Raw genomic sequence first — 20,648 nt, 5'->3', positions numbered from 1 at the left:
GCTCAGCTCCGGGCGGCGCGTTCGATCGCCACCCCCACCCCGTCGAGCAGGTGGTCCAGGCCGGCGCGGAAGTCGTCGTCAGGACCGGCCCCCGGGTTGGGGGCGAACACCCCGGCTCGCACGGCGCCGGCCAGCGCGGGGAACCGGACGGGGTCGACCAGCTCGGTGAGCAGGGCGGCGTACGCCTCGTCGGCCCCCTCCCCCGGTTCTGCGGCCATGGACGTCAGGAGCTGGGCCGCGCCACGCACGTAGTGCGTCACCAGCATGACCACCGAGATCCGGGTCCGCAGGTCCAGCGGTGTGCCGCCGAGGGTGCGCAGTGCGGCGTCCAGCCAGGCGAGCTGGCCGGGATCGGCAGGCGGGGAGTTCACCAGCTGGACGATCCACGGATGCCGCGCGTAGACGCCGAACAGCTCGACGGCCCACCGGGTGAGTGAGCCGCGCCAGTCGGCCGGTGCCGTTTCGAACTCCGGCGGCGGGCCGGGGGCGGCGTCCAGCATGAACAGCCGCAGGTCGTCCTTGCCCGCCACATGCCGGTACAGCGACATGGGCGCGCAGCCGAGCCGTTCGGCGAGCCGGGCCATGGACAGCGCGGCCAGCCCCTCCTCGTCGGCGAGGGCGACGGCCGCCGCCACGATCCGCTCCAGGCTGAGCGCGGGCGCGCGTCCCCGCCCCTTCGGCTTGGCCCGCCCCCACAACACGTTCAGCGCGTGCGGCAGCTCGTTTCCGGTGTCGTCCCGCATTCCAGGAGCCTATCAGTTTGCGTATGACATACGCCTTGCGTAGGTCATACTCCTTGCGTATAAGGTACGCAATGAGCGTATGTCATACGCATCCCACTCAACCCCTTGGAGTCGTCATGCACACGACGATCGACAGCCCCCAACCGGCACCGGCCCGCCGCCGTCCGTGGTGGAGACGCCCCTGGACGGCGCCCCTCGGTCTGGTCATGGCCGGGTTCCTCGCGTTCTCACTGCCGCCGTACCTGACCGGCGACCCGTCGCAGTCCCGGGTGCCGCAGCCGGAGGGGTTCGGCCTGCACTACCCGCTGCTCGTGGCGCACGTGCTGTTCGCCACGATCGCCATGGTCACCGCGTTCTTCCAGGTGTGGCCGTGGTTTCGCAGGCGACACCCGGTGTGGCACCGGCGCGCCGGACGGGCCTACGTGTTCGCCGGAGTGTTACCGGCCGGGCTGACCGGCCTGGTCATCGGGGCGCGCTCCCCGTTCGGGCTGTTCCTCGCGGTCAGCGACGTGATCCTCGCCCTGCTGTGGCTCGCCTTCACCGTGGCGGGCTGGCGCGCCGCCCGCGCCCGCCGGTACGCCGGTCACCGGCGCTGGATGCTGCGCAGCACCGTGCTGACCTACTCCATCATCACCAACCGGGTGTGGACCGCGATTCTGATCATCGTCCTGCCCCCGCTTCAGGACACCGTCTTCCACGGCGACCCCGACCTGATGGCGTGGACGATCTCCGGCCTGTCCGGCTGGCTCGGCTGGACGGTCCCGCTGCTGATCGTGGAGTGGTATCTGGAGCGCGAGGTGGCCCGCCGTGGCCGCCGCACCGCACTCGCGACCTGACCCCGAACCCCGGAACCACCGCAGCCGGTTCCGGGGCGTTCGCCTCACGACTACCCCGAACCCCAAAACCGCATATTTCCCGCTATTCGCGGGCATGCCATCCGGCGTCGAGTACGCCTCCATCCGACCACGACACGAGGACGACGGACATGCGGCTCACCCTCGCCACCGACCCCGCCTCCCCGGACCGCCCCAACGAGGACTTCGTCGGGGTCACCTCCGGCGCGGTGGTTCTCCTGGACGGGGCGGGCGTCCCGAGCGGCATGGAGTCCGGCTGCTCACACGGGGTCGCCTGGTACGCCCGCACGCTCGGCTCCACCCTGCTGGCCGAGGTGACCCAGAGCGCCGCTCCCCTGGCCGAACTGCTCACCAGGTCGATCAAGACCGTCGTCTCGCTGCACGACTTCACCTGCGATCTGTCCCACCCCGGCACCCCCTCGGCCACGGTCGCGATGCTGCGCCGTACGGACGACACCCTGGAATGGCTGGTGCTGGCCGACTCCGTGATCATCATCGACACCGGTACGGCGGAGCCGACCGTGCTCAGCGACGACCGGCTCGAACGGACCGGCGTGCTCCACCGGACCGAACTGGACGCCCTGACGAACGGAACCCCCGAACACTCCGAGGCGCTACGCCGCTACATCGAGATCATGCGCGGCCACCGCAACCGTGAGGGCGGCTTCTGGGTCGCCTCGGCCGACCCCCTCGCCGCCGCACGCTCCCTGACCGGATCCGTCCCCGCCGAACGGGTACGGTCCGCGGCCCTGCTCAGCGACGGCGCCTCCCGCCTGACCGACCTCTTCGGCCTGGCCACCTGGCGGCAGCTCCTCGACCTCCTCACCCGCGACGGCCCGCAAGGACTGATCGCCCAGGTCCGCGCCGCCGAACACGACGACCCGTACGGCTCGCACCGGCCCCGCCACAAAACCCACGACGACGCCACCGCCGCCCTCTGGACGTTCCGGTGAGCCCTCCCCTTCGGCCGGATCGCGGCTCGATCGGGACGTCCCGGTGTCCTCGGCCCTTCGCCCACGACGGCCCGCGGCCGCGCCGTTCCGACACGGTGGCGGTGACCCCATGTCCGTGCGAAGTGCCTGCCCGACCGGGGACACTGGAACGGTGTCTGAGACCTCCCGTCCCGCGCCGCCCGTGACCAACGTCTCGATCGTGGTCCTGACGTTGGCGCACCAGGTCGAGGCGGAGCTGAACAGGGCTCTGGCGCCGTTGGATCTGACGGTGAGCAGGCTGGGGCTGCTGGCGCACATCAAGGCCGTGCCCGGGGTGTCGTTCAGCGACCTGGCACGCATGTCGGGGATCACCGTGCAGAGCGTGCACACGGCGGTGAAGACGCTGGAACGAGCGGGACTGGTGCGCGACAGCAGTGCCCGTGCCGGCTCCGCGTCGGTCATCGAGGTGACAGCCGAGGGCGCGCGCCTGCTACGAGCGGCACAGGAAGCGGCAGACCAGGTGGACGAGCACCTGTTCGGCCCGGACTCCGACCCGACGCGCCGACGGGTGGGCGAGACCATCCGGGCCGCCTTCCGTACCGCCGGCTGATCCCTCCTCGGCGGCCTGACCGCCGTACGTCTGCGAACCTCATCTTTCAGGCTGGCTGAAGCATGGTCTAGGCTTCAGTTAACCTGAAGGCTGAAGGGAGACATCCGTGCTGGAAGACGTCCTGCTGGTGGTACATGTCCTGGCCGCCATCGTGTTCGTCGGCGGCTCCGCCGTCGCGACGAGCCTGTTCCCCCGCTACGCGCCTCTCGCCGCGGCCGTTCCCCCAGACGCCCCATCCGACCAGGGAGAACGCAGTCCCGCTGTCGCGACCGCGATGCACCGCATCACCCGGGGCTACGCCGTGGCCGCTCTCGCCGTTCCCGTGGCCGGTCTCGTCCTCGCGGCCGTGCAGGGCCGGACGGGAGAGATCTGGATCACCCTGTCGATGGTCCTCACCGCAGGAGCGGCGGGCCTGCTGGTCACCCAGATCGTCCCGCGCCAACGTGCGGCACTCGACACCCCCGGCCCGGCAGCACCACTGCGCAGACTGTCCATGCTCGCCGGGCTGTACAACCTGATCTGGGCGGTCGTCGTGATCATGATGATCGTCCGCCCCGGATCCGAAGCATGAGCCGTGCGTCTCTCGGCATCCCGCGTCGGGCAGGAAGGAGCGATCCTGACGAGTCCCTCCCCAGGCCAGGCGTGACCGGAGCCTCCGCCCCCGAGCCGAAGGCTCCGGAAGTGGAACCGGTGTGGTTCCCGCCGACCGGGCCTGGCCGTCCCGCACGCTGACCGAACGGCGGCTACGGCACGCGTCACCGACTCCCGGCTACTGGATGGAGACGCTGCCGATGAACTCCCACGTGTTGCGCTGCTCGGGCCCGAGAGCGCCCAGTATCCGGCTGTTGCACCTGTCTCCTCTGTAGAGGATGGCCGCCGTGTTGGTCCGGTTGGTCGCCGAGAGCCGCCCCATGACGGTGTAGCAGCCGCTGGGGTTGTGGTGGCGACGGCCGTTGATCCACAGCGTGCCCTTCGCCGCCCAGGCCGAGCCGGACGGAACCACGACCACGGCCGTGGCGGCGACGACGGTGACCAGGGCGGTGGTGAACAGAGGGCGGGTCAGGCGCACGAGATGGTCCTTCCGTGAGGTGGATGACCTCACGGAACATAACCAGCCATGATCAAAAGTAGTCGATCGATCGCCCAGTGTTTCGGTAAGGGCACCGCCACCTCCGCCCACACGATCCTTCAGGCCACCCCCGCCTCCTCCACTCGGCCCGGTCCACAACCGGTGTGGGCGGGCCCCTTCATCGGCGCGGACGAGTAACCCCGCGCATCCCCATCACGACGGTTTCGGGAAAAAGAAAGAGCCTCGGATACCTGGGGGCCTACAAGGGAACCGAACCCTGACTGAGGTTACAAAGTCTTGGTACGCGGCCTGCCGAGGTCACGTATGACCCCGGCTTGGGTAGCGTGATCATTACAAGGCAGGTTCTCTGTCGGAGACAGAAAAGGCTGAACATGCAGGGCGGGCAGGCACCCTTATGGCGGGTAGGCCTTCGTGGCCTCTTGCAAGGAGCCGTGGGAGGTTTCCTCGCAAGCCTCCTCGCTCTTTGGTTCCACAACCACGACCTTTGGCCCCTGGACACGGTCTTCAACTGGCAGAGCGTCATCGGCTACACGGTGCTGTTGGGTTGGATCAGCGGCTTCGGCGCGGTCCTCACCGAGCGCAGACGTCGAAAGGCCGTGGCCAAGGAGACAGGCGAAGCAGCAACTAAGTCAAACACGTGACACGGCGGTGAAGGACGAGCCGATCCACAGAATCCGTACCAGGTCAAAGGCGCCGGACACTCCGGAACGACAGGTGGTCCCCTCGCCAAGACCGTCGGGATCCTGGACCATGTTCACGATCCTCCTGTATTGGACCGGTCGTCGCATGGGCGCTTCCCTCCGGCTTCGGAGCTCGCCGAGCCGTACGAGAACAGGTGAGACGGAAAACGAAGATCGAGAGCTAGGGGCACGTAGGTGACACACGGCCGAGGGAAGAACCAGAAATGACAAAGGCCCAGGTCAGGGACATGTCCCTGACCTGGGCCTTTGCTTCACGAGCCGACGAGGGGAATCGAACCCCTGACCTACAGTTTACAAGACTGTTGCTCTGCCGATTGAGCTACGTCGGCATGGTCAACTGATGAGTGTAGTCGGCCCGCACCGTGGACGTCACCGACGGAGCCCCCGAAACGCCGATTTCCGTACAGCCGGGCCGCCGCGAGACTGCGACGGCCAAGAGACAGCCGGAGCGGTACAGGACGGGCGGACGCCACCCCCGCCGGGAAAGGTCAGCGGCGGCGGTGGCGGGCCACCTCGTACAGGGCGATGCCCGCGGCGACACCCGCGTTGAGCGACTCGGCGGCGGCGTGCATGGGGATGCGCACCACCAGGTCGCAGGACTCGGCGACCAGGCGGGACAGGCCCTTGCCCTCCGAGCCGACCACGACGACCAGGGGACCGTCGAGGAGGTTGGCCTTCTCCAGGTCAACGCTGCCCTCGCCGTCGAGGCCGACGACGAACAGGCCCGCCTCGCGGTACTCCCGCAGGGCGGAGGTCAGGTTGGAGGCCCGGGCGACGGTCAGGGTGGCCAGCGTGCCCGCCGAGGTCTTCCAGGCCCCTCCGGTGACCCCGGCCGAGCGGCGGGAGGGAACCAGCAGGCCGTGGGCGCCGAAGGCGGTGGCCGAACGGGCGATGGCGCCGAGGTTACGCGGGTCGGTGACACCGTCGAGCGCGACGATCAGCGGCACCTCCCCGGCCTCCTGGGCGATGCGCACGAGGTCGTCGGGGTGGGCGTACTCGTACGGCGGGATCTGCAGGGCGACGCCCTGGTGGATGCCGCCTTCGGTGAGCCGGTCCAGCTTCTCCCTGCCGACCTCAAGCAGCGCGATGCCCCGCTCGGCGGCGAGCCGTACGGCCTCCTTGACGCGGTCGTCGTTGTCGATGCGCAGGGCGACATACATGGCGGAGGCGGGCACACCAGCGCGTAGCGCCTCCAGGACGGGGTTGCGCCCGCCGATGTACTCGGGGGCGTCCTCGCTGCGCCTGGCACGCGTCTGCGGGCGCTGGGAGGTGGTCCTGCCGGTGCGCTCCTCCCGCTCGACCCGCTCGGCCCTGGCCTTGTCCTTGTGCCAGTGCCTCATGTGCGCCGGCGGGGTCGCCCCCTTGCCCTCAAGGCTTCGGCGCTTGTTACCGCCCGTGCCCTTGGTCGGACTCTTCTTCTTCGCGGGTCGTCCGGACCCTCTACCGCCAGCAGCCATGGTGTCTAGGGTATGGCCTGCGCCTACCGGGAAAGTTCCCAGCGCGGTCCCTGGGGGGTGTCCTCGACGAGGATGCCCGCCTGGGCCAACTGGTCACGGATGCCGTCGGCCGCCACGAAGTCCTTACGGGCCCTGGCCGCCTGACGCTGCTCAAGAGCCACCCTGACCAGCGCGTCCACGGTCGTACGCAGGCCGGAGTCGTCGCCGGAGGAGCGCCACTGCTCGGAGCGCGGGTCGAGACCGAGCACGTCGAGCATGTTCTGCGTCTCGGCCAGGAGCCTGGCCACCTGCTCCTTGTTGCCCTGGGCCAGGGCGACGTTGCCCTCCTTGACCACCTCGTGCACGACCGCCAGCGCCTGCGGGGTGCCCAGGTCGTCGTCGAGCGCGTCAGCGAACGCCTGGGGCAGCGGCGCGTGGGCGTCCACGTCGTGGATCACCTCGGCCGCCCTGGTGACGAACCCCTCGATGCGCTGGTAGGCGGCGGCGGCCTCGGCCAGCGCCTCCTCGGAGTATTCGATCGCGGAGCGGTAGTGCGGGGCGGCCAGGTAGTAACGCAGCTCGACCGGGCGGACCTTCTTGGTCACCTCGGGGATCAGCAGGGAGTTGCCGAGCGACTTGCTCATCTTCTCCGCGCCGATCTTGAGCATCCCGTTGTGCATCCAGTAGCGGGCGAAGCCGTCCCCGGCCGCCTGCGACTGGGTCAGCTCGTTCTCGTGGTGCGGGAAGATCAGGTCGACGCCGCCGCCGTGGATGTCGAAGGTCGGGCCGAGATACTTGGTCGCCATGGCGGAGCACTCCAGGTGCCAGCCGGGACGGCCGCGCCCCCAGGGGGTCGGCCAGGTCGGCTCGCCGGGCTTCTCGCCCTTCCACAGCGCGAAGTCGCGCGGGTCGCGCTTGGCGGAGTCGGTGTCGGTGTCACCGGCCGCCCACATGTTCTCCAGGCGCTGGTTGGACAGCGAGCCGTACCGGTCGGCGTAGGAGACGACGTCGAAGTAGACGTCTCCGTTCGAGGCGTAGGCGTGGCCGGCGGCGATGAGCCGCTCCATCAGCTCGATCATCTCGGGCACGTGGCCGGTCGCCCTGGGCTCGACGGTCGGCGGCAGGCAGCCGAGCACCTGGTAGGCCCAGGTGAAGGCGCGCTGGTTGCGCTCGGCGACGACGAACCACGGCACGCCCTCGGCCGCCGCGACTCTGATGATCTTGTCATCGATGTCGGTGACGTTGCGGCAGAACGTGACGTCGTATCCCGACCGGATCATCCACCGGCGCAGCACGTCGAAGTTGACGCCGGAGCGGATGTGCCCGATGTGCGGAGGAGCCTGCACGGTGGCACCACACAGGTAGATCGACGCCCGGCCGGATTCGACCGGAACGAACTCGCGGACCGTACGTGCGCTGGTGTCGTATAGGTGCAGGCTCACGGAGGAAAGGCTAACGCCTTACCTCACCTCACAAGCCGTGTTACGAGACGTTGGGGCTTAGCGACGGCACTTTTTATGGCAACGAGGGCGAATGTCGCCCCAGGCATTCCCCGGTCACCCGTGCAGATGCACCTTTTCCGGGATCACTCGGACGATCAGCCGCTGCGTGTCAGGACGAGATTCCTCCCAGGCCTTGCCGGTGTATTTGTGCGCCAACTCCTGGATGAGAGAGCCCGTCGGGTCCTCCGTCACCGTGACCCTCCCGCGCACCTCCGCGTAGCGGTAGGGGTTGGCGTGGTCGATCACCACGACGGCGGTCCTGGGGTCGCGGGCGAAGTTACGGTCCTTGCGCCGCCCCCTGACCGTGGAGAACACGATGTCGTCACCGTCGGTCTTCACCCAGATCACGCTGGCCTGCGGGCTGCCGTCCTCGTTCAGACTCGTCACGGTGGCGAAGTTCGCCGCGTCGAAGAGCGCCCGCACGCCATCGGATAGTTCGGACAACTTTCCTCCTTGTCGTGCTTCGATGCACAGATCATGCCAGGTGTCGATTCTGTAGGCTCGGAGCGCCATGGACGTGAAATCCCCCGCGGCGGCAGGCCCCGCCTCCCGCCCGTCCTCGATCCCGCCCGCCCAGCCGAGCAGGACCGCCGTCGCGCTGCGCCGTACCGGGATCGCCCTGGTCGGTGTCGGTGTCGCCGCGCTCGCCGCGGCGGCGTGTGTGCTCTCCTTCGAGGACCTGCGGGCCCTCGCGATCACCGGTGAGGCCCCCGCGGACCTCGCCTACCTCTATCCCGCCGCCTTCGACGCGCTGCTGGCCGTCGCGCTGATCGCCCTGCCCCTGCTGCGGGGCGCGCGCTGGCCGATCCGGCTGCAGGCGGGCGCGGTCCTGGTCCTGCTCTTCGCGGGCGCGGTTGCGGCCGAGACGGCCACCGCCGTACGGGCCACGGTCGACGTACGGCGTGCCGCGGTGGTCGTGGCCGTCTTCCCCTGGGTGGCGCTGTTGCTCGCCCTGTGGCTCTGGCTGCTGCTGATCAACCACGCGGCGGCCAGACGGGCGGCGGCGAACGCCGTGGACACGACGCCGGAGAGCGGTGCCGGCGACATCGTGCCCTTCCCCGACGGAGACCTGCCGACCGCCGAGTACCCCGTCCCACTCGCCCGGCCGGAGCATCGGGACCACCCGGGGTGGCACGAGGAGCCGGTGCACCACCGGCCCTCCGAGGTGGTGCTCGACCCGCAGGCCGCTCCCCCTCTTGATCCGGCGCCGCACCACGCCCCGTCCGCCGCGCCTCCCGCCTCCGACCCGGTCGTCGGCCCGACGGCCGCCCCGGAGACTCCCGAGGTCCCCACCATGCCGGAGACCCCCGATCCGGTCCCCGCCCCCCGCGCGGAGGCCGACCCGGACAGGCCGCTCCGCTGGGGCGATCTGGTACGGCCTCACCCCGGCGACCAGCTCGTCCACCCGCCGCGCTCCGCCGTACAGGAGGAGCCCGGAGGGCGGGTCAGCGAGCGGGTCGAGACCTGGGAGGCCGAGCACCCCGGCCAGGCCCCGGAGAAGGCCTCCGAGAAGTCTCCGGAGGAGACCACGGGGAAGGCCACAGAGGAGGACGAGCGGCCCGGCGACGAGGATCCGGGCGAGGACACCCAGCCGATGGCCGCGGCGACCGACGAACCGGATGAGCCCGGCGGTGCCAGGAGGCGGCGTGCGACCGTCGTCGATGACGACGACCTGGACACCACGATGCCCGACCTGGAGGTCGTGCCCGGCGAGGAGAGCGCCGCGCCGCCCTCCGGGCGGATGCGCAGCACTCCCGTCCCGCCGCAGGAATAGCTTCGGGAACAGGCGAATCGGGCCGGCTCCGGGGCCTTGGAGGAGCCGGCCCGGTCTGGGGGCCGCGTTGACGCGGACGGTGTCGTCCCCGCGCGGGTCAGACCCTGGATCGCCTCATGCTCGCGACCAGGCCGACGCCTACGGCGGCGAGGACGACCTGCATGACGAGTTCGATCCAGTCGATCCCGTTCGTGGTCGCCACCCCGAGCACCTGGGCGATGGCTGTGCCGATCAGCGCGGCGACGATGCCGACCACGACGGTCAGGACCCATCCGATCGGCTGTCTACCGGGAAGCAGGAGACGACCCAGGGCGCCGACGACGGCGCCGATGACGATGGCCCCGAGAATGGATGCGATGGTCATATCGTGAACCTCCCAGTGAGGTGACCTTCACGCTCACGGGAGATCGGCTACCCCCTACGTCACGGATATTCCTGGGAACGGCAAAATTCCGGCTCAGTGCGTCTTCCTCGCCTGCATCTGAACCACCAGCAGCACTCCGATCACCGCGAGCGCGAGCTGGATGATGTGCTCCCACCAGTTGATGCCCCTGGTGTGGGTCAGTCCGAGCGCCGCCGCGATGGCGGTGCCGATGAGTGCCGCGACGATACCCACGATGAGCGTCAGACCTATCGACAGGTTCTGCCGCCCGGGAACTATCAGACGGGCGAGGGCACCGATGATGGCACCAATGACGATCGCGGCGATGATCGAGCCAATCATGTCCGGCTCCCCCCGATGACGAGACATGGTTAATAAGGGGTTACCCAGGACATTCGCCGATCATTCCGGAAAAGAAGGTGGCCCGTACCGCGCCAGTAAACGGGCCACCTCGAATGCGGCGACGGGTCTTCACGCGCCACCCGCCGGAACGCTTTCGCGCTCCGTATCAGGAGACGCCCGGCTCCGGAGAGTGGTTGACCACTATCGCGGTCGCGATGGCCGCGACGCCCTCGCCACGCCCCGTCAGCCCGAGACCGTCGGTGGTGGTGGCGCTGACGCTCACCGGTGCCCCCACGGCGGCGCTGAGCGCCCTCTCAGCCTCCGTACGGCGTGGCGCCAGCTTGGGACGGTTCCCCACGATCTGGACGGCCACGTTGCCGATCTCGAAGCCCGCCGCGCGCACCTGCCTCGCGGTCTCCTGAAGGAGGACGACGCCGGAGGCGCCCGCCCAGCGAGGATCCGCGGTGCCGAAGAGACCGCCGATGTCGCCCAGGCCCGCGGCCGACAGCAACGCGTCGCAGGCTGCGTGAGCCGCGGCGTCGCCGTCCGAGTGCCCGGCCAGACCGGTTTCGCCCGGCCAGTGAAGTCCCGCGAGGTGCAACTCGCGGCCCGATGCGAACGGGTGGACGTCGACCCCGACGCCCACCCGTGGAAATGTTGTGTTCAGGAGTTGAGAACCTCGTCGAGCAGGGCCTCGGCCTTGTCTTCGTTGGTCTTCTCGGCGAGCGCGAGCTCGCTTACCAGGATCTGCCTCGCCTTGGCGAGCATACGCTTCTCTCCTGCGGAGAGCCCGCGCTCCTTGTCACGCCGCCACAGGTCGCGAACGACCTCGGCCACCTTGTTGACGTCACCGGACGCCAACTTCTCCAGGTTGGCCTTGTAGCGGCGGGACCAGTTGGTGGGCTCTTCGGTGTGAGGCATGCGAAGCACGTCGAAGACGCGCTCAAGGCCCTCCTGGCCGACGACATCGCGAACACCGACGAGTTCGGCGTTGTCAGCCGGCACCTGGACGGTAAGGTCGCCCTTGTCGACCTTGAGAACCAGGTAGGTCCTTTCCTCACCCTTGATGGTTCGGGTCGTGATGGCCTCGATCCGAGCAGCCCCGTGGTGGGGGTAGACGACAGTGTCGCCGACCTGGAAAGTCATGTGACAAGTACCCCTTCCGCTGTACTCAAGAGTACCACGTATCCACAGCCTCCCGGAACAGTGAAATCACCATAACTGCAGGTCAAAGCCGCATATTAAGGCTTGACAAGTGTTCGACTCTGTGAATCAGCGCTGTGAAAGGCCTCCGCGACCTGCGGACCACACCTCCCCACGATGGGGCGGGTCGGCGGAAAACCTGGCGAAGTCCACGGATAGGGTTGGCTCTGCCATAGCCTCGTGTTTGACAAGGAGTACCCGCACCGTGACCCGCAACAGCCGTCACTGGGCGATCGCCGCCGCCGCGTTCCTCGCTGCCGCCCCGGTCCTGGCCGGCTGCGGTGCCGGGTCGGACGCGATCACCAGCATGCCCTACACCCCGACCGAGGCCCTCAGCGTCCAGGTCAAGGGCATCGCCGTCTCCCAGGCGTTCTTCCTGGGCCCCGACTCCGGCTCGAAGCTGGCCGAGGGCGGCGCCACGCCGCTCTACCTGTCGCTGCTGAACACCACCAAGGAGGCCGACCAGCTCATGGGCCTCGGCGTCGACCCCGCCTTCGGCACCGCCAAGGTCGTCTCCCCGGTGAACCTGCCCGTCCAGCAGCGCGTCAACGTCGGCAAGCCGACCCCGACGATCATGATCGAGGGCCTCAAGAAGCCGCTCAGCGGCGGCGAGAGCATCCCGGTGCAGCTGCAGTTCGCCAGAGCGGGCGTCATCACCCTGACGGTCCCGGTCATCACCCGCAGCCGCGAGTTCGCCGACCTGCCGCAGGCGCCCGCCTCGACCGCCGGCGCGAGCCCCTCAGCCAGTGCGAGCCCCTCGCCGAGCACGAGTCCCTCGGCCGGCGCGACCGACGCCGCGCCCGCGGACCCCAGCGATCCTGCCGAGCCTACGGCTCCGGCCACCAGCGCTCCCTGACTCTTTGCGACGCCTTCGGCGTCGCGGGGCTGTGTCTCTTTGCGCCGCCTTCGGCGTCGCGGGTTCGGGCGCTTCGAGCCAACGCTTTCCCTCGTCACTCCGTCGCTGCGCTCCTGCGTTCCTCAGTCCAAGCGTCGGCGCGCCCGAACCTGTCTCTTTGCTCCGCCTGACGGCGTCGTGGGCTTGGGCGCCTCGGGTCGGTGCTTTCCCTCGCCGCTGCGCTCCTGCGTTCCTCAGTCCAAGCGTCGGCGCGCCCGAACCGTGTCTCTTCGCGCTGCCTTCGGCGTCGTGGGCTTGGGCGCCTCGGGTCGGTGCTTTCCCTCGTCGCTGCGCTCCTGCGTTCCTCAGTCCAAGCGTCGGCGCGCCCGAACCGGGTTTCCCTGCTCCGCCTTCGGCGTCGCGTGCTTGGGCGCCGTCGGCGCCCAAGCTGAAACTTCTCACGCTGAGGGCCGGTAAAGCACAAGAGTGAAACTCTTCTGTTTGGCGCCGGTAAAGCACGGGGTGGAAAACGCTCAGCGTTCGAGGCCTGGGAATATAACGATAAATCCGGAAAGGGGCACAACCCGTTTGGGTTGTGCCCCTTTCCGGATTTTTGGTTAATCCTCGGCGGGGTCGAACTTGTAGCCGAGGCCCCGTACGGTGAGGATGCAGCGGGGGTTGGAGGGGTCGGCCTCCACCTTGGCGCGCAGGCGCTTCACGTGTACGTCCAGGGTCTTGGTGTCACCGACGTAGTCGGCGCCCCAGACGCGGTCGATGAGCTGACCTCTGGTGAGCACCCGGCCCGCGTTGCGCAGCAGGACCTCCAGCAGTTCGAACTCCTTCAGCGGGAGCTGCACCTGGTCGCCGCGGACGGCGACGATGTGGCGGTCCACGTCCATCCTGACGGGACCGGCCGACAGGACGGCCGATTCGAGCTCCTCGACGTCGCCCTGGCGGCGCAGTACCGCGCGGATGCGGGCGACCAGCTCCCTTGAGGAGAACGGCTTGGTCACGTAGTCGTCGGCGCCGAGTTCCAGCCCGACGACCTTGTCGATCTCACTGTCCTTGGCGGTGAGCATGATCACCGGGACGTTGGAACGCTGACGGAGGGAACGGCAGACCTCCGTACCGGGCAGTCCCGGCAGCATCAGGTCGAGCAGCACCAGGTCCGCGCCGTTGCGGTCGAAGGTGTCCAGCGCCTCGGGGCCCGTGGCCGCGACCGCGACCTCGAAGCCCTCCTTGCGCAGCATGTACGACAGGGCGTCCGAGAAGGACTCCTCGTCCTCGACAACAAGCACGCGAGTCACTGCGCGGCCTCCAAGGGGATGGTGGTGTTACCGGGTACGGCAGCCGCCGCGCCGCCGAAGGCGGGCAGGCGAAGTGTGAAGGTGGAGCCCGACCCTTCCTTGCTCCACACCGTCACCGTGCCGTTGTGGGCGGCGGCGACGTGTTTGACGATGGCCAGGCCCAGGCCCGTGCCTCCGGTCGCGCGTGAACGGGCGGCGTCCACGCGGAAGAACCGCTCGAAGATCCGCTCCTGGGCGCTCTCCGGGATGCCGATGCCCTGGTCGCTGACGCTTATCTCGATCGAGTCGCTGTGCGGCCCGGCGGTCCGCGCGCTGACCACGACGCGGGTGTGCTCGGGGCTGTAGGCGACGGCGTTGTCGATGAGGTTGCGCAGCGCGGTGACGAGGAGGTCGTCGTCGCCCCATATGCGCAGCCCCTCCGCGCCTCCCGCGACGAGGGTGATGTCCTTGGCCGCGGCCGTGGTGTTGCAGCGGTCGATGGCCTCGTGCACGACCTCGTCCACGGGGACGGGGCCCGGGGTGGGGATGGGTTCGGCCCCCTGGATGCGGGACAGGGTAATGAGGTCCTGGACGAGGTAGGTGAGCCGGGCGGCCTCGTGCTGCATGCGCCCGGCGAACCGGGTGACGGCCTCGGGGTCGTCCGCGGCGTCCTGGATGGTCTCCGCGAGCAGCGAGAGCGCGCCGACCGGCGTCTTGAGCTCGTGGCTGACGTTGGCGACGAAGTCACGCCGTACGGCCTCGACCCTGCGGTGCTCGGTCTGGTCCTCGGCCAGCACCAGCACCTGCCCGTGCGACCCGAGCGGGGCCACCCGTACGGCGAAGCTCGTCGAGTCCTGGCCGAACTTGTGGCCGGCGACCTCGATCTCGCTCTCGCGGATCTCGCCGTCCCTGCGCACCTGCCTGGCCAGCGCGAGCAGTTCGGCCGCCATCAGGTTCTCGCCCCTCACCAGGCCGAACGCCCGCGCGGCGGAACTGGCCCGCAGCACCCGGTCCTCCTTGTCGAGCACGACCGCCGACGACGGCAGGACAGCCAGCACCGAGGCGACGCCCTGCGGCAGCGTGGCGGGCTCGGGTGAGTCCGACGCCGTGGGAGCTCCCCGTCCCACGTTCTGACGGACGACCATCACGGCCAGCGCCCCCACGACGAACCCGGCCAGGGCGGCCAGACTCGCCATCAGTTCACTCACATGCTCCTCCTGTCCGCTTCAACGTCCTTGATGGTAGGCGGGGCTTTCCCCATTGGGGCAGCTCATGGGGGCATGACCAAGGCCTTTCCCGCAAAGTTCACTTTACGGTCGAGGTTCGTTCACTGTTACACACATACGGTGAGGGCCATGCGCGACGCCTACCATGATGAGCTCGACGCCCTCACGGGCCGGCTGGTGGAGATGACCCGACTCGTGAGGTCGGCGATCTCCCGGGCCACCACCGCACTCCTGGACTCCGATCTTCAACTCGCCGAGAGCGTGATCTCCCAAGACGAGGAGGTCGACCGGATCTTCTCCGAGATCGAGGCCTCGATCTTCGGCCTGATGGCCACCCAGCAACCGGTGGCCGTCGACCTGCGGGTGGTCATCGCGGCGCTGCGTATGGGTACCGACCTCGAACGGATGGGCGACCTGGCCGAGCACGTGGCCAAGGTGGCGCGGCTGCGGCACCCCGAGTCGGCGATCCCGGCGGAGGTTCGCGCCACGATCGTTGAGATGGGCCAGATCGCCGAGCGCCTGGTCACCAAGGCCGGCAGCTGCATCGCCTCCCGCGATGTGGACGCCGCCCTTGAGCTTGAGGACGACGACGACGCGATGGACAAACTGCACCGCAGGCTGTTCAAGGTCCTGATGGCCCCCGACTGGAAGCACGGCGTCGAGCCCGCCATCGACGTGACGTTGATCGGGCGTTACTACGAGCGTTACGCCGACCACGCGGTGCGCGTCGCCCGCGACGTGGTGTACCTGGTGACCGGCACCCGCTCGCCCGACGCCGCCGACCTCGCAGACCTCGCCTAGACCCCGTTCAGGCCCGTCCAAGGCCGCAGGCAACGCGAAAGGGGCCCGCCGACCGGCGGGCCCCTTCGACGTGTCCGAGGTTGTCCGGGGGTTACCTGCCCTGGTTGGCCACGGCCTCGATCGCCGCCTTCGCGGCATCGGGGTCGAGGTAGCGGCCTCCCCTGGTCACCGGGGTGAAGTTCTCGTCCAGGTCGTAGACGAGCGGGATGCCGGTGGGGATGTTGAGTCCCGCGATCTCGTCGTCGCCGATCTTGTCCAGGTGCTTGACCAGCGCCCTGAGCGAGTTGCCGTGCGCCACGACGAGGACGGTCCTTCCCGAGGCCAGGTCGGGCACGATCGCGTCGTACCAGTACGGCAGCATGCGCTCGACGACGTCCTTGAGGCACTCGGTCTTCGGCAGCAGTTCACCGGGAAGCAGCGCGTACCGGTCGTCGCCCGCCTGGGAGAACTCGTCGTCGTCGGCGATCGGGGGCGGCGGGGTGTCGTAGGAGCGGCGCCAGAGCATGAACTGCTCGTCGCCGAACTCGGCGCGGGTCTGCGCCTTGTCCTTGCCCTGCAGCGCGCCGTAGTGACGCTCGTTGAGCCGCCAGGACCTGACGACCGGCAGCCACAGCAGGTCGGCGGCGCCGAGCGCGAAGTTGGCCGTCTGGATCGCGCGGGTCAGCACCGAGGTGTGGACCACGTCCGGCCGCACTCCCGCGTCGTTCAGCAGCCGCCCGCCGCGCCGTGCCTCCTCCTCGCCCTTGGCGGAGAGCCCGGCGTCCACCCATCCGGTGAACAGGCCCTTAGCGTTCCACTCACTCTCACCATGCCGAAGCAGCACCAATGTCGCCATGCGGCCAAGCTTAGTGGGGCCCCTCGGCGCCTCCCCGGGGACGCTCAACAGGCGAGACACCCGGCACGGCCCGGTACGGCGGGTCAGCGGGCGGGGTCGGCGAACCTGGCGAAGGCCTGGAGGTTGGCGAGCGACTCGCCGCGTTTGGCCCGCCACTCCCACTCCCTGCGGATGGAGGAGGCGAAGCCGAGTTCGAGCGCCCGGTCGAAGCCCTCGTCGGCGTAGGTGAGCACGCAGCCGAGCACCCGGTCGATCTCCTCGTCGGAGACCGCGGCCAGCGGGACGCGGCCGACGAGGTAGACGTCGCCGACCGGGTCCAGGGCGAAGTGCACGCCGTACGTCGAGCCGTTCTTGGTCAGCAGCCAGCGGTAGAACTCGGCGTGGTTCTCGTCGGGCTGACGGCAGAAGAACGCCTCCACGTGCAGGACGTGGTCGCCGACGATGAGCCAGGTCATGGTCGCGAGTTTGTGCTGGCCTGGGAGCCGTACCAGGAAGGCGCCCGGCCTGGGCTCCTCGAAGGACGCCTCGGCGGCCCGCAGCGCCGCCTCGATCACCTCACGCATGCGCCCACCCTACGAGCCCGCCGCGACCGGCACCTCGCTCAGGTGCGTCATGGCCCGCGCGTAGACGTCGGCGAGCCTTGAGGCGGTCGCCGACCAGCCGAAGGAGGCCGCCTGGGTCACCGCCCCCGCGGCCAGGGCGTCGCGCCAGGCGGGCTGGTGCACGAACCGGCTGAGCACCCTGGCCCAGTCGTGCGGGTCGTGCCCCTCGACGAGCACCCCGGAGACCCCGTCCCGTACGGCGGTGCGCAACCCGCCGACCGAGGCGGCGGCGACCGGTGTCCCGCACGCCTGGGACTCCAGGGCGACGAGCCCGAAGGACTCGCTGTGCGAGGGGACCACGGTCACGTCGGCGGCGCGGTACCAGTCGGCCAGTTCGTGCTGCGGAGCGGGCGGCACGATCCTGACCACGTCGGAGATGCCCAGCGAGGCGGCCACCTCGGTCAGGTAGGACGGCCGGGCGAGCCCGTTGCCGCTGGGACCGCCGACGCAGGCGACGACCAGCCGCGACCTGAGAGCCGGGTCCTCGGCGAGCATCAGGGCGGCGGCGCGCAGCAGCACGTCGGGGGCCTTGAGCGGCTGCACCCTGCCGACGAAGAGCAGCACGTGCGCGTCGTCCGGCAGCCCGAGGCGGTGCCTGGCCGCGCTCTGGGAGGCGGGCTGGAAGACGGTGAGGTTCACCCCGGGGCTGACGACCTCGACGCGGCCGGGGGCGGCGCCGTACAGCTCGACCAGTTCCCTGGCCTCGGTGGGGGTGTTGGCGACCAGGCGGTCGGCGATGTCCACGACCTGCTGCTCACCGGCGACCCGGATCTGGGGTTCCGGGTTGTCGTCGTCGGCGAGCAGGAGGTTCTTCACCTTGGCCATGGTGTGCATGGTGTGCACCAGGGGGACGCCCCAGCGCTCCTTGGCCAGCCAGCCCACCTGCCCGGACAGCCAGTAGTGGGAGTGGATGACGTCGTAACGGCCCGGCTCGTACATCGCCTCGGTGCGCAGCACGCCGGACAGGAAGCCGCAGAGCTGGCCGGGCAGGTCGCCCTTGTCCAGTTCCTCGTACGGCCCCGCCGTGATGTGACGGACCGATACCCCCGGGACGATCTCGGCGACCGGAGGCAGGTCACGCGCGGTCTGCCTGGTGAAGATCTCCACTTCGACGCCCAGTCCCGCCAGGCGTTTGGCCACTTCGACGACGTAGACGTTCATGCCGCCCGCGTCCCCGGTCCCCGGCTGGTCAAGCGGGGACGTGTGCATGCTGATCGTCGCGACCCGGCTGACCCGTCGTCTACCCCGCCGCATCACCGGCACCACCTCCGAGAGGGATATAACCACCCAATAGTTCGCGTCATTCCCGCCCCCCGGGGGCTTGGGAGGCGGTGCCGTCGTGGCCCGGTGTCCTGGCAGGATGGGGGGTCATGGACAGGACAGCAGTGGTTACGGGCGCCAGCAGCGGGATCGGCGAGGCGACCGCCCGCCGGCTGGCCGCCGAGGGATTCGACGTGGTGGCCGCGGCGCGGCGCCGGGACCGGCTCGACAAACTGGCCGCCGAGGTGCCCGGCGTCCGCGCCGTGACCCTCGACGTCACCTCCCAGGAGTCGGTAGACGCCCTGGCGGCCTCGTTGGAGCGCTGTGACGTGCTGGTCAACAACGCGGGCGGGGCGATCGGCCTTGAGACCGTGGCGAACGGCGACGTGGCCGACTGGCAGCGGATGTACGACACGAACGTGCTCGGCTCGCTGCGGCTCACCAAGGCCCTGCTGCCCCGGCTGGTCGCCTCTGGCGACGGCGTGCTGGTCATGTTGACCTCGGTCGCCGGGCTGGTCTCCTACGAGGGCGGTGGCGGCTACAACGCGGCCAAGCACGCGCAGACCGCGATGACCGAGGTGCTCAGGCTCGAACTGTGCGGCGAACCGGTCAGGGTCGTCGAGGTCGCCCCCGGCATGGTGCACACCGAGGAGTTCTCCCTCAACCGCTTCCGCGGTGACTCCGCCGCGGCGGACCGCGTCTACCAGGGCGTTCCCGACCCGCTGACGGCCGACGACGTGGCCGACGCCATCGCCTGGTGCGTGACCAGGCCCGCGCACGTGAACGTGGACCGCCTGGTCATCCGTCCCCGCGCGCAGGCCGCCCAGCACAAGATCCACCGCGTCTGAGCCGTGCCGAAGCCGATCGGGGAGATCACCAGGGGCACGACGGGCCACAACCGGCTCAGGCGGGCCGACCGCTGGGTGGTCGCCGTGCACGGCCGCCTGCTGCGCTCGGTGGAACGTCCCCTGGTGGTCGACCTGGGCTACGGCGCCTCGCACACCACGACCCTCGAACTGTTCTCGCGGCTGCGGAGGGTCTGTCCCTCGGTCGAGGTCGTCGGCGTCGAGATCGACCCGGCCAGGGTCGCGGCGGCCAGGCCGTACGGGCGGGAGGGGTTGTCCTTCGTGCTCGGCGGCTTCGAGCTGCCTGTGGGCAGGCCGCCGACCCTGGTCAGGGCCTTCAACGTGCTCAGACAGTACGGCGAGGCCGAGGCGTGGGAGTACTGGGCGATGCTCCGCCGACGGATCGCCCCCGACGGGGTGATCGTCGAGGGCACCTGCTCGGAGGTCGGCCACCGGGCCGTGTGGGCCGGTCTCGACGCCACGGGCCCCAGGACGCTGACCTTCTCGGCCCGGTTCGGCGGGTTCGAACGCCCCTCCGACCTGGCCGAGCGGCTGCCCAAGACGCTGATCCACCGCAACGTCCCCGGCGAGCCGATCCACGCCTTCCTGCGTGATTTCGACCACGCCTGGGCGGTCAACGCCCCCCTGGGGGCCTACGGCTTCCGCCAGCGGTGGATCGCCACGGCACGGACGCTGGCGCGGACCTGGCCGGTCGCGACGCGCCCTCCGCTGGGCGGCCGGGCCCGCTGGCGGCTCGGCGAACTCACTCTCCCCTGGTCCGCCGTGGACCGCTGACCCCGCGCGCCCGGGGCCCCGAAGCGGCGGTTAGGGTCGTCGGCATGTCCCCTCGTTTCGTGACAGATCCCGAACTGACCGGGGAACTCGTCGACGAACTGATCGAGTGCTGGACCGAGGTGAGCAACGCGGGCGGGGCGGTCGGCTTCGTGCCGCCGGTCACCGCCGCCGAGGTCCGCGAGCTGGCCCTGCCGACCTTCGCCCGCTGCGGCGCGGACGGCCCCGACCATCTTCTCGCCGGTTTCGACGAGGACGGGCGGTTGGCGTGCTGGCTGGTCCTGGCCGACGCCGGATCCCGGCTGCGCGCGCACTGGCGCTGGGTGCTGCGCGTGATGGTCCACCCCAAGCACCAGGGCCGCGGGTACGGCGCGCTGCTCATGCGCGCGGCCGAGGAGGCGGCCCGTGGTCTGGAGGCCGAGGCGCTGCACCTGACGGTGCGCGGCGGCACCGGGACCGAGTCCTTCTACGCGCGGTTCGGCTACACGGAGGTCGGCCGGGTCCCCGGCGCCATCCGGCTGTCCGACGGGGACGACCGCGACGAGATCTACATGGTTCTTCAGCTGTGACGGAAATCACTCGACAACCCGTAGTACT

At 69.8% G+C, this 20,648-nt stretch carries 25 protein-coding genes and 1 tRNA gene; 11 read left to right on the top strand and 15 right to left on the bottom strand.

Annotated elements, in window-relative coordinates; all coding sequences use genetic code 11:
• Positions 1-2 precede the first annotated feature (2 nt).
• Positions 3-743: a TetR/AcrR family transcriptional regulator gene (locus ABZ470_RS28460; RefSeq protein WP_362915178.1), complete on the bottom strand. Its 741-nt coding sequence runs from the start codon at positions 741-743 to the stop codon at positions 3-5.
• A 116-nt stretch (positions 744-859) separates the two neighbouring features.
• On the opposite strand from ABZ470_RS28460, the gene ABZ470_RS28455 reads away from it, so the two are divergent.
• The 4 genes from ABZ470_RS28455 (at position 860) to ABZ470_RS28440 (ending at position 3,710) form a co-directional block, all read left to right on the top strand.
• Positions 860-1,579, top strand: a complete 720-nt coding sequence (locus ABZ470_RS28455) for a DUF2306 domain-containing protein (protein ID WP_362915176.1) — start codon at positions 860-862, stop codon at positions 1,577-1,579.
• A gap of 149 nt (positions 1,580-1,728) precedes the next feature.
• Positions 1,729-2,550 carry a protein phosphatase 2C domain-containing protein gene (locus tag ABZ470_RS28450; protein WP_352014683.1) on the top strand — a complete coding sequence of 274 codons (822 nt, stop codon included), beginning with the start codon at positions 1,729-1,731 and terminating at the stop codon, positions 2,548-2,550.
• A 151-nt stretch (positions 2,551-2,701) separates the two neighbouring features.
• Positions 2,702-3,139 (top strand): MarR family winged helix-turn-helix transcriptional regulator, encoded by a 438-nt coding sequence (locus ABZ470_RS28445; RefSeq protein ID WP_362915173.1) that lies wholly within the window; start codon positions 2,702-2,704, stop codon positions 3,137-3,139.
• A 106-nt stretch (positions 3,140-3,245) separates the two neighbouring features.
• Entirely contained in the window at positions 3,246-3,710 is a 465-nt protein-coding gene (locus ABZ470_RS28440; RefSeq protein WP_362915171.1) for a hypothetical protein, read from the top strand.
• Positions 3,711-3,908: 198 nt separating this feature from the next.
• Here the strand turns inward: ABZ470_RS28440 and ABZ470_RS28435 are convergent, their stop codons facing one another.
• On the bottom strand, positions 3,909-4,208 hold the full coding sequence (locus ABZ470_RS28435; RefSeq protein WP_362915169.1) for a hypothetical protein: 300 nt from the start codon (positions 4,206-4,208) through the stop codon (positions 3,909-3,911).
• Positions 4,209-4,660: 452 nt separating this feature from the next.
• On the opposite strand from ABZ470_RS28435, the gene ABZ470_RS28430 reads away from it, so the two are divergent.
• A complete protein-coding gene (locus tag ABZ470_RS28430; RefSeq protein WP_362915167.1) occupies positions 4,661-4,870 on the top strand; it encodes a hypothetical protein in 210 nt (69 codons plus the stop codon).
• A 316-nt stretch (positions 4,871-5,186) separates the two neighbouring features.
• On the opposite strand, the gene ABZ470_RS28425 is transcribed toward ABZ470_RS28430, so the two are convergent.
• From ABZ470_RS28425 to ABZ470_RS28410, 4 genes are all read right to left on the bottom strand, one after another.
• Positions 5,187-5,259, bottom strand: a tRNA-Thr gene (locus ABZ470_RS28425).
• Positions 5,260-5,418: 159 nt separating this feature from the next.
• Positions 5,419-6,387, bottom strand: a complete 969-nt coding sequence (gene rlmB, locus ABZ470_RS28420) for a 23S rRNA (guanosine(2251)-2'-O)-methyltransferase RlmB (protein WP_352014679.1) — start codon at positions 6,385-6,387, stop codon at positions 5,419-5,421.
• Positions 6,388-6,410: 23 nt separating this feature from the next.
• Complete coding sequence (cysS, locus tag ABZ470_RS28415; protein WP_362781224.1) at positions 6,411-7,808, bottom strand: cysteine--tRNA ligase; 1,398 nt, start codon at positions 7,806-7,808, stop codon at positions 6,411-6,413.
• A 114-nt stretch (positions 7,809-7,922) separates the two neighbouring features.
• Positions 7,923-8,312, bottom strand: a complete 390-nt coding sequence (locus ABZ470_RS28410; protein ID WP_352014677.1) for a PPOX class F420-dependent oxidoreductase — start codon at positions 8,310-8,312, stop codon at positions 7,923-7,925.
• A gap of 67 nt (positions 8,313-8,379) precedes the next feature.
• Here ABZ470_RS28410 and ABZ470_RS28405 point away from each other — a divergent pair, with 67 nt between their 5' ends.
• Positions 8,380-9,642 (top strand): DUF2637 domain-containing protein, encoded by a 1,263-nt coding sequence (locus tag ABZ470_RS28405; RefSeq protein WP_362915165.1) that lies wholly within the window; start codon positions 8,380-8,382, stop codon positions 9,640-9,642.
• A 97-nt stretch (positions 9,643-9,739) separates the two neighbouring features.
• Here the strand turns inward: ABZ470_RS28405 and ABZ470_RS28400 are convergent, their stop codons facing one another.
• The 4 genes from ABZ470_RS28400 to ABZ470_RS28385 form a co-directional block, all read right to left on the bottom strand.
• On the bottom strand, positions 9,740-10,006 hold the full coding sequence (locus ABZ470_RS28400) for a GlsB/YeaQ/YmgE family stress response membrane protein (RefSeq protein WP_352014675.1): 267 nt from the start codon (positions 10,004-10,006) through the stop codon (positions 9,740-9,742).
• Positions 10,007-10,099: 93 nt separating this feature from the next.
• The gene (locus ABZ470_RS28395) at positions 10,100-10,366 is read right to left on the bottom strand and encodes a GlsB/YeaQ/YmgE family stress response membrane protein (protein WP_352014674.1); all 267 of its coding nucleotides are present in this window, start codon (positions 10,364-10,366) and stop codon (positions 10,100-10,102) included.
• A gap of 166 nt (positions 10,367-10,532) precedes the next feature.
• Complete coding sequence (ispF, locus tag ABZ470_RS28390) at positions 10,533-11,012, bottom strand: 2-C-methyl-D-erythritol 2,4-cyclodiphosphate synthase (protein WP_362915163.1); 480 nt, start codon at positions 11,010-11,012, stop codon at positions 10,533-10,535.
• A gap of 17 nt (positions 11,013-11,029) precedes the next feature.
• The gene (locus ABZ470_RS28385; protein ID WP_012887713.1) at positions 11,030-11,512 is read right to left on the bottom strand and encodes a CarD family transcriptional regulator; all 483 of its coding nucleotides are present in this window, start codon (positions 11,510-11,512) and stop codon (positions 11,030-11,032) included.
• A gap of 262 nt (positions 11,513-11,774) precedes the next feature.
• Here ABZ470_RS28385 and ABZ470_RS28380 point away from each other — a divergent pair, with 262 nt between their 5' ends.
• Positions 11,775-12,425 carry a copper chaperone PCu(A)C gene (locus ABZ470_RS28380; RefSeq protein WP_352014672.1) on the top strand — a complete coding sequence of 217 codons (651 nt, stop codon included), beginning with the start codon at positions 11,775-11,777 and terminating at the stop codon, positions 12,423-12,425.
• A gap of 596 nt (positions 12,426-13,021) precedes the next feature.
• Here the strand turns inward: ABZ470_RS28380 and ABZ470_RS28375 are convergent.
• Together ABZ470_RS28375 and ABZ470_RS28370 are read right to left on the bottom strand one after the other, a co-directional pair.
• Entirely contained in the window at positions 13,022-13,711 is a 690-nt protein-coding gene (locus tag ABZ470_RS28375; RefSeq protein ID WP_352014671.1) for a response regulator transcription factor, read from the bottom strand.
• The gene (locus ABZ470_RS28370) at positions 13,708-14,886 is read right to left on the bottom strand and encodes an ATP-binding protein (protein WP_362915252.1); all 1,179 of its coding nucleotides are present in this window, start codon (positions 14,884-14,886) and stop codon (positions 13,708-13,710) included. The genes ABZ470_RS28375 and ABZ470_RS28370 overlap by 4 nt, the downstream gene beginning before the upstream one ends.
• A 159-nt stretch (positions 14,887-15,045) precedes the next feature.
• Here ABZ470_RS28370 and phoU point away from each other — a divergent pair, with 159 nt between their 5' ends.
• Positions 15,046-15,717, top strand: coding sequence for a phosphate signaling complex protein PhoU (gene phoU / locus ABZ470_RS28365; protein WP_352014670.1), 672 nt, complete (start codon positions 15,046-15,048; stop codon positions 15,715-15,717).
• A 91-nt stretch (positions 15,718-15,808) separates the two neighbouring features.
• Here phoU and ABZ470_RS28360 read toward each other — a convergent pair whose 3' ends face one another.
• The 3 genes from ABZ470_RS28360 to mshA form a co-directional block, all read right to left on the bottom strand.
• A complete protein-coding gene (locus tag ABZ470_RS28360; RefSeq protein WP_362915161.1) occupies positions 15,809-16,552 on the bottom strand; it encodes a phosphoglyceromutase in 744 nt (247 codons plus the stop codon).
• A gap of 83 nt (positions 16,553-16,635) precedes the next feature.
• Complete coding sequence (locus ABZ470_RS28355; RefSeq protein WP_352014668.1) at positions 16,636-17,115, bottom strand: YbjN domain-containing protein; 480 nt, start codon at positions 17,113-17,115, stop codon at positions 16,636-16,638.
• 9 nt (positions 17,116-17,124) lie between these two features.
• Positions 17,125-18,408, bottom strand: coding sequence for a D-inositol-3-phosphate glycosyltransferase (gene mshA / locus ABZ470_RS28350; RefSeq protein WP_352014751.1), 1,284 nt, complete (start codon positions 18,406-18,408; stop codon positions 17,125-17,127).
• A gap of 116 nt (positions 18,409-18,524) precedes the next feature.
• Here mshA and ABZ470_RS28345 point away from each other — a divergent pair, with 116 nt between their 5' ends.
• The 3 genes from ABZ470_RS28345 to ABZ470_RS28335 are packed head-to-tail and all read left to right on the top strand — an operon-like array spanning position 18,525 to position 20,620.
• The gene (locus ABZ470_RS28345) at positions 18,525-19,262 is read left to right on the top strand and encodes an SDR family NAD(P)-dependent oxidoreductase (protein WP_352014667.1); all 738 of its coding nucleotides are present in this window, start codon (positions 18,525-18,527) and stop codon (positions 19,260-19,262) included.
• A 3-nt stretch (positions 19,263-19,265) separates the two neighbouring features.
• Positions 19,266-20,054, top strand: coding sequence for a class I SAM-dependent methyltransferase (locus tag ABZ470_RS28340; protein WP_362915159.1), 789 nt, complete (start codon positions 19,266-19,268; stop codon positions 20,052-20,054).
• Positions 20,055-20,098: 44 nt separating this feature from the next.
• Positions 20,099-20,620, top strand: a complete 522-nt coding sequence (locus ABZ470_RS28335) for a GNAT family N-acetyltransferase (RefSeq protein WP_362781211.1) — start codon at positions 20,099-20,101, stop codon at positions 20,618-20,620.
• The last annotated feature ends 28 nt before the right edge of the window (positions 20,621-20,648 follow it).

Source organism: Streptosporangium sp. NPDC020072 (genome assembly GCF_040631445.1).
Classification (GTDB): domain Bacteria; phylum Actinomycetota; class Actinomycetes; order Streptosporangiales; family Streptosporangiaceae; genus Streptosporangium.
Note: the sequence above shows the minus strand (reverse complement) of the source record. Positions and strands in the feature narration are given on the sequence as shown.